Below are 12,326 nucleotides of genomic sequence, written 5' to 3'. Positions count from 1 at the left end.
CGATGAGCTGAACTCGGGGGCTTGATGAGGATGACGCGGCCCGGCAGCGCCGCTGGCGATCAGGCCGGGGCGCGCAGCGCCGCCCTGGCGGCTCGCGCCGCATGCAGCTTCTGGTAGCTCTCGATCAGGCGCTGGTGCTTCTCCAGCCCCTCCAGCGCCATGCTGGTGGGCGTCAGGCCGTGGAAGCGCACGCTCCCCTCGACCGAGCCGATCACCGCCGCGATGGTCGCCTCGCCGAACATCCGGCCCAGGTTGTAGCGGAAGTCGTCGATCTCCAGCTCGTCGTCCAGCGCGATCTCCAGCACCGCCTGCACCGCGCGATAGAAGAGGTTGCGCTCCACGGTGTTGTCGTTGAACTGCAGGAACATTCCGACCCGCTCCAGGGCCTCCTCGTGCTGACCCAGCGCCAGGTGGATCAAGAGCTTCAGCTCGAGGATGGTGAGCTGCCCCCAGTCGGTGTTCTCGTCGAACTCGATGCCGATCAGGGTGATGATGTCCATGTGCTCGTCGAGCTGGCTCTCCTCCAGCCGTTCGAGCAGGTCGGCCAGCTCGGTATCGCCCAGGCGGTGCAGGTTGAGGATATCCTCGCGGTACTGCAGCGCCACGTTGGTGTTGTCCCAGACGAGATCCTCCACCGGATAGACCTCCGAGAACCCGGGCACCAGGATGCGGCACACCGGCGCGCCCAGGTCCTGGTGGATGGCCATGTAGGCCTCCAGCCCCAGCTCTTCCAGCAGGCCGAACAGGGCCGCCGCCTCCTCCTCGTTGTGACGAGCGCCGCCGTCGGTGAAGTCCCAGTCGCAGAACTCGATATCCGAGCGGGCGCTGAAGAAGCGCCAGGAGATCACCCCGGAGGAGTCGATGAAGTGCTCCACGTAGTTGTTGGGCTCGGCCACCTCCAGGGAGTTGAAGGTGGGCGGCGGGAAGTCGTTGAGGCCCTCGAAGCTGCGCCCCTGCAGCAGCTCCGTGAGGCTGCGCTCCAGCGCCACATGAAAGCTCGGATGGGCACCGAAGGAGGCGAAGACGCCGCCGGTCTTGGGGTTCATCAGGGCGACGCACATCACCGGGAACTGACCGGCCAGCGAGGCGTCCTTGACCAGCACCGGGAAGCCCTGGGCCTCCAGCGCCTCGATGCCCTCGACGATCTCGGGATAGCGCGCCAGCACCTCCTCGGGCACGTCCGGCAGCGCCAGCTCCTCCTCGATGATCTGCTTCTTCACCGCCCGCTCGAAGATCTCCGAGAGGCACTGCACCTGGGCCTCGGCCAGGGTGTTGCCCGCGCTCATGCCGTTGCTGAGATAGAGATTCTCGATCAGGTTCGAGGGGAAGTAGACCGTCTCGCCGTCGGACTGGCGCACGAAGGGCAGCGAGACGATGCCGCGATCGGCCCGGCCGGAGTTGGTGTCGATCAGGTGCGAGCCGCGAAGCTCCCCTTCCGGGTCATAGAGCTCGCGGCAGTGCTCATCGAGGATCTCCGCCGGCAGCGCGTCGCCCGGTCCCGGCTTGAACCACTTCTCGTTGGGGTAGTGGACGAAGTCGCTGTCCGCGATCGCCTCGCCGAAGAACTGGTCATTGTAGAAGAAGTTGCAGCTCAGCCGCTCGATGAACTCGCCCAGCGCCGAGCAGAGCGCGCTCTCCTTGGTGGCGCCCTTGCCGTTGGTGAAGCACATCGGCGAAGCGGCGTCGCGGATATGCAGCGACCACACATGGGGCACGATGTTGCGCCAGGAGGCGATCTCGATCTTCATGCCGAGCTCCGCCAGGTGGGCGGAGAGATTGGCGATGGTCTGCTCCAGCGGCAGGTCCTTGCCCTCGATCCAGGTGCTGCCCTCGCCCATCGCCTTGCCCATCAGCAGCGCCTGGGCGTCCTCGTCGATGTTCTCCACCACCTCGATCTGAAACTCCGGGCCTTGCTGCACCACCTTCTTCACGGTGCAGCGGTCGATGGAGCGCAGGATGCCCTGGCGGTCCTTCTCGGCGATATCCTCCGGCAGCTCCACCTGAATCTTGAAGATCTGCTGGTAGCGGTTCTCCGGGTCGACGATATTGTTCTGCGACAGCCGGATGTTCTCGGTGGGGATGTCCCGGGCGTTGCAGTAGACCTTGACGAAGTAGGCCGCGCACATGGCCGAGGAGGCCAGGAAATAGTCGAACGGCCCCGGCGCCGAGCCGTCGCCCTTATAGCGGATCGGCTGGTCGGAGATGACCGTGAAGTCGTCGAACTTGGCCTCCAGGCGGAGGTTGTCGAGATAGTTGACCTTGATTTCCATGGGGCACCGGACGAGTTGGCGTGGGCAGTACGAGGGGGAAACCCGCCATTATCCAGCTTTTCGCGCCGGGCGTCATGGCAAGGTTACAAAAAGGCACCCGCCCCGGCGGGCGGCCCCCATGTGCAAGCCAGCGATCGGCGGGGTACCGTGACGACTGAGACCGCGCTACCGGGAGAGCCCATGTCACACCTGATCGACTTCCAGGATCCCGAGGAGCCACACCGCTGGCGGGCCATCAACGACGGCGTCATGGGGGGCATTTCTCGCGGGGGCATGCGGGTGGAGGCCGGCGTGGGCATCTTCAGCGGCGAGATCTCGCTGGAGAACAACGGCGGCTTCGCCTCGGTGCGCCTCGAGCCGCAGGCCTTCGACCTCAGCGACGCCGACGCCCTCTCCCTCTACGTGCGCGGCGATGGCCGCCGCTATCAGCTGCGCCTCTATACCGACCAGCTGCCCAGGGGGGCTGCCTACCGGGCGCTGTTCCAGCCGCCCGCCGGCGAATGGCAGCGGGTGGCGCTACCCTGGGAGGCATTCAAGCCGGCCTTTCGCGGCCGGCTGCTGGAGGATGCCCCGTCCCTCGATCCGGGGGCGGTCACCCAGCTAGGAGTGATGCTCGCCGACCGAACCGCCGGGCCGTTTCGGCTGGAGCTGGCCTGGCTCGATGCGACTCACTGAGCGCAGTAGCCGCCGTCGACCAGGTAGGTGTTGCCGTTGCAGCCGGAGGCCAGGTCGGAGAACAGGAACACTGCCATGCCCGCACACTCCTCGTTGGTGACATAGCGCCCCAGGGGAATTCGTGCCGTAAAGGCCTGCTGCACCTCCTCGCCGTGGCCCGGATTGGCCTGATCCTCGATGGAGCGCATCATGCGGTTGTCCACCGGGCCCGGATTCAGGGTGTTCACCCGAATGCCCTCCGGGCCGAGCTCCGCCGCCAGGCAGCGCATCATCCCCACCACCGCATGCTTGCTGCTCACGTAGGGCGACAGCCCCGAGGCACCGCGCACGCCGGCCACGCTCGAGGTAATCACCACGCTGCCGCCGCCCGCCTGGCGCAGCGCCGGCAGCGCCGCCTCCACGCCGAGGCGCACGCCGTGCACGTTCACCGCGAAGACCTTCTCCCAGGCCGAGTCGGAACGGCTATCGAACGGGCCTACCTCGCCTTCGATACCCGCATTGAGAAACACCCCGTCCAGCCGACCGAAGCGCTCCAGCGTCGCCGCCACCATGCGCTCGTTATCCTCGCGCCGGCTGACATCCACCGCCAGACCCAGCGCACGCTCACCGAGAGACTCGGCAATCGCCTCGACCGGGGCCGCCTCGCGGTCGGTGATCACTACGCTAGCGCCCTGCTCGTACGCCATGCGCGCCGTGGTCTCGCCGATGCCGCCCGCACCGCCGGTGATGACAATCACTTTTCCGTTCAAGCTGCTCATGTCCGACTCCAAAAACAGGGGAAATGCGCGAGTCATGGGATGACTCGCCGTTCGGACAATCGTCGCCGACACACGCCAGAGGATAAAGCACTCAAGCGGCGTTCCCATCAAGAATTTGACGTATATCAAGCAGTAGCGGAGGTCCTAGAAGCGCCACGGAACTCGCCATCCGACGCCACGAAGCGTGCGCATTTCGTCACGCCAACTCCAGCGACTGCATCGCGGCCACGAGCCGTTGGCGCCCTTCTCCGCTCAGGGATTTCAGCGGCTGCGGCAAGCAGGGCGATTCCACCAGCCCCAGCAGCTCCGCGGCGGCCGCAACAACGCGCAGGCTGCCGCCGTTCTCGCGGAACAAGGCCCATAGCGGCGCTAACCGCTCCGACAGGCGTGTCGCCTGCTCGGCATCCCCGGCCTGGGCGGCGCGGGTTATCGCGAGTCCCGTGGCGGGAAAGAGCCCCCCGATCACGGAGTACCAGGCCTCGCAGCCGGCATTCAGCCCGGTGGCGGCAACGGCATCGCCGCTCACCCCCAGGGTAACGTGGGAGGGAATCTGCTCGCGAAGTCCCTCAACCCGGGCGCTTGCGGCCTCCGGCTCCACCGGCACGCCGGGAATCTTGATGGACGCCACCATGGGGAGCTGGGCGATCTGGGCATGAAGCGCGTCGGTGAAAACGAACTGCGTGGTGCCGGGATTATCGTAGACGCAAAGGGGTGCCGACAGGGCCTGTGTCACCGTTTCAAAGAGCCCATAGACTTCCTCGGCGAACAGCTTCTGGTAGGACATTGGCGCGAGCAGCACCCCGCTCGCGCCCGCCGCCTGGGCATCGTCGGCCAGGGCAAGCACATCGCGAGTGCGCAGCGCACCGATGCCGGCGATCACCGGGATCTTGCCCGCATGCTCCACCGCAAGCGCCACCACCCTCGCCCGCTCGGCCTTCGTCAGATAGGCATAGTTCCCGGTAGAACCCAGCACCCCGATCGAATCGACATCGGCTGCGACCAGGCGCTCGATCAAGCGAACGAAGGCGGCCTCATCGAGACCGCTCTCATTCATCGGGGTCAAGGGAAAGGCGCTTAAGCCAGTAAACATGCTGGACACTCCCGAATGATGGAACACTGGCTACCTTGGGAATCGGAGGATTTCCCACGCCATCTGAAGCTTGATAGTTAGCTCAGGCCTTTTTGACGAACTGAGCGGTCACCATCATGTCGCCGGCACCATCCACCTTGCAGTCCAGCTGATGGTCCTTGCCATCTACAATGCGGCGAATCACGGCCTTCGTGCCGATCTTGAGCACGATCGAGCTGCCTTTCACCTTCAGGTCTTTGGCTAACGTGACCTTGTCACCCTCGGACAGCAAGGTTCCATTCGCATCTTTCACCGACACGACATCTTCAGCAACCACTTCTGACGGATTCCACTCATGGGCGCATTCAGGGCAAACCAGATGGTCTTGATCCTGATATACATACTCAGACTGACAGTTGGGACAGGGGGGAAGCGACATGAGCCTATTTCTCTAAACATGATCGAGCCAAACATGGTACTGCGCGCCTGGCGCGATAGCAAGTGCGACACTGTTGACTTGGGAAGTATAACATTACATTAACAATAGGTAGAGAGACAAGGCGTCAGAGACACCCAACATAAAAGGCTTGTCATCACTGTATCAGCCATTCTCAGTGAACTGGGGGAGGTCGTCAGTAATATCGAACCATGGTGCTTTACTTCCCACAAACACATGGCGATTTGCGCGAACACCCGGATCAGCATCAAGAGTGCCTAAAGGGAGAGCATAAAATTCAGGGTTAAAATCGAACTTAGTGTAAATGCTCGACCCACAGTTCATACAAAAAACCTTGAACTCCCCCGGCGAGGACTCATACGTTTTGAGTAGCTCATGCCCGCTGACGGTCTGCCAGTCATCGACTCGCACCTTGGCACAGGTGCGAAAAGCCGCCGCATGGAGTTTTCGGCACATAGAGCAATGGCAATGGTAGACATCACTAAGATCACCATTTACTTCATACTGGACGCCTCCGCAAAGGCAGCTACCTGATAGATTCATTGACTCAACCTCACTGCGTGATAACGCCCGGCTCACGCGCCGGTTTGGAGCCGCGAAAGCGGCGGAAGACTGGTCGCCGTGCAGCCGATTGTTATACGCGATATGTACCATGATCTCGATGTCTGAATCCGGCCAATAGCAGACATTTAAAATCTCAAATTCGACTTCATTGGATATCCTGTTCAAGCATTTTTTGAGAATAAGCTTGGTGAACTGCAACCCGGCATAAAATAGCAGAATTTGCGATTGAGAAAGCTAGTTTTTCAGGACTATCATAACCCAAGCGGATAGCTGTACTCAGTGCTTCAACTACTTCGGAAGATAGACTCTCCTGGCTGTCGTACGGATTAATTTCAGTTACAACCCGTGTCACCAGACCCATAACAAAAGAAAGGCCCCTTGGTAGAATAGTGCCTACCAATTCCCTAGCTCGTGGGCACGCTTTTGCAGATGGATTACCTGAATCTGGTTCCCCCCCCAAAGCAATCTCCACATCCCTTAGTGGTGAACCAGCTAACCACGAAAATATCCCCGGAGATAAGGCATCCAGAACATCACCTGAGAGATCACCGTTTTTATTTCTTCCAGTCGCCCCGAGTACTGACTTTTTCACATCAAAAAGTAACAATTCTTTAGCTTCTGGGTCAGTCTTAAACCAATTTAATAGCCAAATAACCCATTCATTAATTGACGTTGGCAAAGACCCAACATTTTGTATGATCGCGGTCCTTAAACGTGAAAGTACAAGTGGTGGCAACCCACTTTGTGACGCTAGAATTGATAGAGACTGATCAATTTCATCGCTGTCTTTAAGCTTCACAAGATTTTCCAACTCAACTAATTGGGCATCAAATCTCTGCTCTTCATTATTCGTCCCAGATCGGAATGCAGCAAAAGAGGATTTAAGGTTGAACAATGAGCTTTCATTGTTTTCAGAATCACTCAGGGTTGAGAGTCGATTAACTAAGTACATCACGTCACGGTCTAGAGTATTGCCATTGGAAATTTCATCTAAAACCCTAGATATTGGGTCTGAAATTTCTACACATCTGTCATCTTCTGGGATTAATGACTGCAACTTATTTACGACATCTCTGTTCAAGCTTCCATTTTCAGGAAACATGAGAATCGGCTCGGGTACTAGCAATACAATTCCATTTGCAAGATGCCCAGCTCTACCTGCGCGTGCCGCAGCATTCAATAATTCATGCGCCTCCAAAAGTTGGCGACCATCATTTTCAGCACGTTTATCTCCTGCCAAAATCGCCATTTGCGCAGGGAGATTAAGGCCTTGAGCTAACGTTGGGGTAGCAACAATAACCATTGCACCATCTGCACGTTTATACATACGTTCAGACAGCTCTCTTTCAATGCGTAGCATAGATGCGTTATGGGGGACTGCGGCGCTTCCCTTGGTTAGCAATGAATGCTCAAGCCCTCCAAGCTCTAACTCTAACGCATCCCATCTGTGATTTTCATCTTCCGTTGGAACAATGTTTTCACCAAGCGCAATAGAAATACTTTTGGCAGTAGATATGGCATGAGACTTTTGGTTAACAAACACAATAGTTTTGAGTCGACTACTGGCGCTTGTCACGGCCAATGTTGAAGCAACACTGTTTACATTAGGGGTGATGGATAATTTATTTTGATAAAGCTTTCCGCTAAGTAAAACATTATCCTGTATTAGCTTTGTGAAAGTACAGATCGCATTATTGTTTTTCAAATCCAGCCAATTGTGCTGTAAGCCCCAAATGGCATAAGGATTTATGACCAACTCCCTGGATGAAGCAGCTCTTAAATTTGCGGCACGGCTCCCCGCCTGCTTATCAAGACGCGCTTGCACATTTTTTGCGTTTACTTTTATGGATTGAACGTCATTTTCTGCGTAAATTACGACTCCGCGAGCCTGCCTGCTCGGCTTCCATAGCAAATCAATGCTAATACAACCTCTACCCGTTAATTGATTAATCCATTTTGCAAATTCTTCTCCGTTTTTCACCATTGCAGAGAGAAAAAGTGTATCCGCTTCTGGGGCAATTCTATTGAATGCAAGCAAGCAAAGCATACTATCTAGCGATCTACGTATCTTTCCTGATTGCGGGCTGAGCAAATGACATTCATCAAATACTAATAAGCCAACATCATCAAAGGATTCTGGAGAAAAAGAGAGCATTGCTAAGCATCTCTCAGGTGTCATTACCTCAATTTCAGGGAGAACTGCACCAATCTGGAAAAGCAAGTCAAAGTCACTTGATACTGTCGAACCTAGAATGTCTTGAGGGAACATCTCTTGCAGATCGACGGTAAGCTGCTCAACAAGCGCATGAGTTGGGGCAAGAAAAATTACCTTTTTCCCCTGTGATAAAGTGCTAGCGATTTTTATTGAGGAAATAGTTGTTTTTCCAGCTCCTGTTGGCAAAACCATTACAGCGGACGTACCAATGTGGTGGAAACCATCTGCGAGAGCCTTTCTGTGATTAGGCCAAATATAAGGGAATTTTTTTGCTCGAAACGCTATCCAATTATGCCAGAATTCAGGCCCAGAGCCCTGTGGGGGTTCTAGCTTAGTGAGCGCAGATTCAGATATCCCGTCATATGTTGCAGTGAGTAATGATGCTAGGTGAGTAATGCCAGGAAACGTGAATTCTACTCCACATTCCAGAGCATCTCTCTTGATTGAAGCTGCTAGTGATTTGACATGCTTAAAAATCGTTTTGGGAGATTGGATTTGGGCATCGTCCAAACCAATTCCTAAGACTATTTTTGATAGAGCTTCTATGCCGAAGACTAGAGACTGCACCAATGCGATAAAAGCAGAAAATTCGACATTACTATCCTGCTCTACAACAAAGCCGACTCTTTCATTACCCCTATTAACAATATCTGTTAGCCGACCTTTAGCCAAATCTACTATATGTCTGACTAATTCAGTAACAAGGTAATGCTGCCCCTCCTTTTCGATTTTTACCTTGGATGCGGCTTCAAGGGCATCTGCATATTGTTCAGCCGCAAGAAATAGAAGGACAGCCGCAATTTCAGGTGCTAAACGATCCCTGCTGACATTTTCCCTCTCGGCAATCTCTTCTTCTAGTAATTCCTCTTTCCTTGCTATCAATTGCTGAGCACTCGCAGCAACAAATGCAGAGGATCGCCTAATAGATGGGTCGCTATTGATAGACACTACTAGCTCATAGGTGTCCGCAATACGATCTAATGTCCAACCACCTTCCTGGCTTAATTGTTCTTCTCCACCAAGCCTCATAGAGACAATCTGCGCATAGTGACCGGTTAAGAGTTGCGGTAAGTCTTTAGGGGCTAAGTCAGGAAACTCGGGAGCAGATCGAAGGAGTGAAGCTGTTTCTGGATCAAACATTAATCCTGCTCCACATCTAACTGCTCTATGTAAGCAATGATTTTTGTTGCCAACGCATCAAACCAATCCCTTAACTTACCATCTACAATGAGGCTTGCACCAATGCGTTGTTCCTGGTTTATATCCTTTATTTTGTCATACCCTTTAAACAGCGCCTTTTGGGCTTCCTCCGTATCGAAATCCTGAGTTAACGCAAAACCTGCTCGATATTGCCTGCTTGAGTTATCAATTACCTTGCGAACCATAGACATGGCCTGCACATTACTAACTCCACTTAACTGGATAAGGGTTGCAGCGGCAGCAATAAGTTCTGCATTTCTTGTGTTTCCGTGCCGATCTAAGAACCCAGGTATTACTTTCTGCGTAAATATATTTCGTGGGTTGTCCGTGCACTTATCTTCAAAGATGGTGGATTTGAGTATTTCACTGCCATCTTCATTAAGCTCTATCATGATCCCGTCTAAGCCTTGAGATGTAGAACTAGTGTGCGGGTCTTTAAGAAAACATTTTCCACCGGACACCTGTTTGGCAGCTATCCAAGAAATAATTTCAAATATCAAGCCATCCCGCTGAATTCTGGGATAGCCCATTCGTGGAGTTTGAGCCACTTCCTGAACAGTGAACTTTATTACAGCTTCCTTTTTGAGTGCCTCATTAGTAAATGCAGGTGCTGCTGGTAACAATTCATCAATAATATGAGCTGCCTGCGCAGCCTGCCCCATAACAACTATTGCTATAAGACGAGCCAATTGATCTTCATTCTCAACTTTCCATTTTGACCCGACACAATCATCATCAATTGGAAAGCCAGTGATCTCAAGTGCAGCCCAGTTTTGATCTGGAGTCATTAAAAATAAGCCTTGTTTATCTAAAAAATTACTCGATATCAGGACGAGTCAAACGGCCGCTTTGGTTCGAAAACAGACTTACCAGCCCCAGCGTATAACGCTTTTAGCAGGCGTGCGGGTTTTTGCGTCGCCTGGCTAAACTTGTTATGTTTTATTTTACACTGGGAAAAGTATGCAAGATAAGCCATATGAGACGCGCCCCCCAAAATCAACTCTCATGCTTGGCGCCCCCGAGTTCGACACTTTCAGCCCGATTTTGGCCTGAAATCGGTGTCCACGCGCTGAAAAATCAGTGGCTTAGCAAATTCTATCCGAATTCCTTGTAGTGACACGTTTTTCTCATGGTGGCTTGCCATCCGTGGCTTGCCCGGACTATCGTGGTGACATGTTCGTCAAAGTCACCAAATCCGGTCCGCGCCGCTACGTGAAGCTTGTCGAGTCCTACCGTGACGAGGCCGGCAAGCCGCGCCAACGCGTGATCGCCACGCTGGGACGCCTGGAGGCCGTCACCGCCGGGGAATCCAGCGCGCTGATCAATGGCCTGCTGCGCGTCTCCGGCCAGCCGACGCTCGAAGAAGGCACCGGCGAGACTGACTTCGCGCCGGCGCGTTCGGTTGGCGATACCTGGCTGCTGACGTCACTCTGGAAAGAGCTTGGCCTGGATGACGCCTTCCGGCGTGTCTTGCGCAGCAAGCGCCAGTTCGATGCCGAGCGGCTGCTGCGGATCATGGTGTTCAACCGCCTCTGTGACCCGGAATCCAAGCTCGGCGTACTCCGCTGGTTGGAGGATGTCTTGGTGCCTGATGTCGACACGGGCTCGATCCGTCATCAGCACCTGCTGCGCACCATGGACACCCTCTCGGATTGCAGCGAAGCCCTCAATGACGTGCTGGCACAACAGCTCAAGCCGCTAATCGATCAAGAGCTGTCGATCGTCTTCTATGACCTCACCACGATCCGGGCAGAGGGCAAGACCTCGCTCGACAGTGACGTCCGTCATTACGGCCCTTCGAAGGAGGGCGGGATCGCCCGACAGTTCATGCTGGGCGTCGTGCAGACGGCGGAAGGCCTGCCCATCCACCATGAAGTCTTCGATGGCAATACGGCGGAAACCAAGACGCTGCTGCCAACCATCGAGACCGTAACCAAGCGCTTCAACGTGCGGCGCGTCGTGCTGGTGGCGGACCGGGGGCTGCTCTCCCTCGACAACCTGGAAGCCCTGTCCGCCGTGAGGATCGAGGGGCGCCCCCTCGAATTCATCCTGGCGGTGCCGGGTCGCCGTTACGGCGAATTCGATGACCTGTTGAAGGCGTTCCATCAAACGCACTGCCAGGATGCCGATAGCGAAGCCTACGGCGAGATAGCATGGCAGGATCATCGGTTGATCGTGGCGCACCGGCCCGAAGTGGCCAAGGTGCAGACGGCTGCGCGCGATCAGAAGATCGAGGCGCTCCAGGCCGACGCTCGCCAGTGGTTCGAGAAGCTGGACAACCAGGATGCCGGTCGCCGCTATCGTGGTAGAAAGCTCTCCGATGCCGGGGTGACGGCAAGATTCTACAAGGCCGTCACTGACGCCCATCTCGGCCACATTCTCAAAGTCGATCTGACCGCCGAGACGTTCAACTATGTGCTCGATCAGCGAGCCCTCGATCGCGCCCGGATGCTGGATGGCAAGCTGCTGCTGGTCACCAACATGGCCGACCATGAGCCCGAGCAGATCGTGGAGCGCTACCGGGCACTGGCCGATATCGAGCGCGGTTTCCGGGTGCTGAAGAGCGACATCGAGATCGCGCCGGTCTACCACCGGTTGCCGGATCGCATCCGCGTCCATGCCTTGATCTGTTTCCTTGCCCTGGTGCTTTACCGGGTGCTGAGGCTGCGGCTGAAGGCCAGCAATCATCCGCTGTCGCCGACGCGGGCACTGGAAATGGCCCGCAAGATCCAGTTCCACCAGGTCCTGCTTCACCGTCGTGAGACGGCGAGCGGCCTGACCAAGCTGAAGCCTGAACAACGCGACCTCTTCGAAGCGATTGGCCTGCCGGCACCTGCCGCATCCCGCTTGTAGTGCCAATTTTGGAAGCGTGTTTCCAGGCTAATCAGCAGCTTACGCTTCTAACTGTCGAACTCGGGGGCGCCGCATCATTAATAACGAGTATGGATAGGTCTACGTTTTTCACTCTGTGATTCTCCTTAACCTTTTCTAGAAATTTTTCGTAATTCTTGTCTGAAGAAAACAATTCGTGATCAGACACCGCGACACTGAGACCACCGAGCTTTGCTTTTGCCTCCAAGTAGTCAGCGAATATGGATTTTCCCGTCCCGGTGGTTCC

9 protein-coding genes are annotated in these 12,326 nt (G+C 55.7%); 2 read left to right on the top strand and 7 right to left on the bottom strand.

Going from position 1 to position 12,326, the window contains the following annotated elements; genetic code table 11:
* Window positions 1-59 precede the first annotated feature (59 nt).
* On the bottom strand, window positions 60-2,270 hold the full coding sequence (locus ACZIYR_RS07560; RefSeq protein ID WP_483528764.1) for an OsmC domain/YcaO domain-containing protein: 2,211 nt from the start codon (window positions 2,268-2,270) through the stop codon (window positions 60-62).
* Window positions 2,271-2,450: 180 nt separating this feature from the next.
* Here ACZIYR_RS07560 and ACZIYR_RS07555 point away from each other — a divergent pair, with 180 nt between their 5' ends.
* Window positions 2,451-2,945: a CIA30 family protein gene (locus ACZIYR_RS07555; RefSeq protein WP_483528763.1), complete on the top strand. Its 495-nt coding sequence runs from the start codon at window positions 2,451-2,453 to the stop codon at window positions 2,943-2,945.
* Here the strand turns inward: ACZIYR_RS07555 and ACZIYR_RS07550 are convergent.
* The 6 genes from ACZIYR_RS07550 to ACZIYR_RS07525 all read right to left on the bottom strand — a co-directional run bounded on the left by ACZIYR_RS07550 (window position 2,939) and on the right by ACZIYR_RS07525 (window position 9,996).
* Window positions 2,939-3,703 (bottom strand): SDR family NAD(P)-dependent oxidoreductase, encoded by a 765-nt coding sequence (locus tag ACZIYR_RS07550; RefSeq protein ID WP_483528762.1) that lies wholly within the window; start codon window positions 3,701-3,703, stop codon window positions 2,939-2,941. The two genes, ACZIYR_RS07555 and ACZIYR_RS07550, sit on opposite strands and share 7 nt — an antisense overlap.
* A 196-nt stretch (window positions 3,704-3,899) precedes the next feature.
* Window positions 3,900-4,793, bottom strand: coding sequence for a dihydrodipicolinate synthase family protein (locus ACZIYR_RS07545; protein ID WP_483528761.1), 894 nt, complete (start codon window positions 4,791-4,793; stop codon window positions 3,900-3,902).
* Between the two features lie 82 nt (window positions 4,794-4,875).
* Window positions 4,876-5,211, bottom strand: a complete 336-nt coding sequence (locus ACZIYR_RS07540) for a zinc ribbon domain-containing protein YjdM (protein WP_483528760.1) — start codon at window positions 5,209-5,211, stop codon at window positions 4,876-4,878.
* 162 nt (window positions 5,212-5,373) lie between these two features.
* Window positions 5,374-5,772, bottom strand: coding sequence for a GFA family protein (locus ACZIYR_RS07535; protein ID WP_483529059.1), 399 nt, complete (start codon window positions 5,770-5,772; stop codon window positions 5,374-5,376).
* Window positions 5,773-5,938: 166 nt separating this feature from the next.
* On the bottom strand, window positions 5,939-9,148 hold the full coding sequence (locus tag ACZIYR_RS07530; protein WP_483528759.1) for a DEAD/DEAH box helicase: 3,210 nt from the start codon (window positions 9,146-9,148) through the stop codon (window positions 5,939-5,941).
* Window positions 9,148-9,996: a hypothetical protein gene (locus ACZIYR_RS07525; RefSeq protein ID WP_483528758.1), complete on the bottom strand. Its 849-nt coding sequence runs from the start codon at window positions 9,994-9,996 to the stop codon at window positions 9,148-9,150. Before ACZIYR_RS07525 ends, ACZIYR_RS07530 begins: the two co-directional genes overlap by 1 nt.
* Before the next feature lie 385 nt (window positions 9,997-10,381).
* On the opposite strand from ACZIYR_RS07525, the gene ACZIYR_RS07520 reads away from it, so the two are divergent.
* On the top strand, window positions 10,382-12,061 hold the full coding sequence (locus ACZIYR_RS07520) for an IS1634 family transposase (protein ID WP_483528757.1): 1,680 nt from the start codon (window positions 10,382-10,384) through the stop codon (window positions 12,059-12,061).
* Window positions 12,062-12,326: the final 265 nt, after the last annotated feature.

The sequence above is a fragment of the Billgrantia sp. NRB1 genome (assembly GCF_056921725.1).
This window is presented reverse-complemented; position numbering and strand designations above follow the sequence as displayed.

What these genes read in the sequence shown, in the direction of transcription:
- ACZIYR_RS07560 (WP_483528764.1), bottom strand. Translation starts at nt 2,270, where the DNA reads ATGGAAATCAAGGTCAACTATCTCGACAACCTCCGCCTGGAGGCCAAG.
- ACZIYR_RS07555 (WP_483528763.1), top strand. Translation starts at nt 2,451, where the DNA reads ATGTCACACCTGATCGACTTCCAGGATCCCGAGGAGCCACACCGCTGG.
- ACZIYR_RS07550 (WP_483528762.1), bottom strand. Translation starts at nt 3,703, where the DNA reads ATGAGCAGCTTGAACGGAAAAGTGATTGTCATCACCGGCGGTGCGGGC.
- ACZIYR_RS07545 (WP_483528761.1), bottom strand. Translation starts at nt 4,793, where the DNA reads ATGTTTACTGGCTTAAGCGCCTTTCCCTTGACCCCGATGAATGAGAGC.
- ACZIYR_RS07540 (WP_483528760.1), bottom strand. Translation starts at nt 5,211, where the DNA reads ATGTCGCTTCCCCCCTGTCCCAACTGTCAGTCTGAGTATGTATATCAG.
- ACZIYR_RS07535 (WP_483529059.1), bottom strand. Translation starts at nt 5,772, where the DNA reads ATGAATCTATCAGGTAGCTGCCTTTGCGGAGGCGTCCAGTATGAAGTA.
- ACZIYR_RS07530 (WP_483528759.1), bottom strand. Translation starts at nt 9,148, where the DNA reads ATGTTTGATCCAGAAACAGCTTCACTCCTTCGATCTGCTCCCGAGTTT.
- ACZIYR_RS07525 (WP_483528758.1), bottom strand. Translation starts at nt 9,996, where the DNA reads ATGACTCCAGATCAAAACTGGGCTGCACTTGAGATCACTGGCTTTCCA.
- ACZIYR_RS07520 (WP_483528757.1), top strand. Translation starts at nt 10,382, where the DNA reads ATGTTCGTCAAAGTCACCAAATCCGGTCCGCGCCGCTACGTGAAGCTT.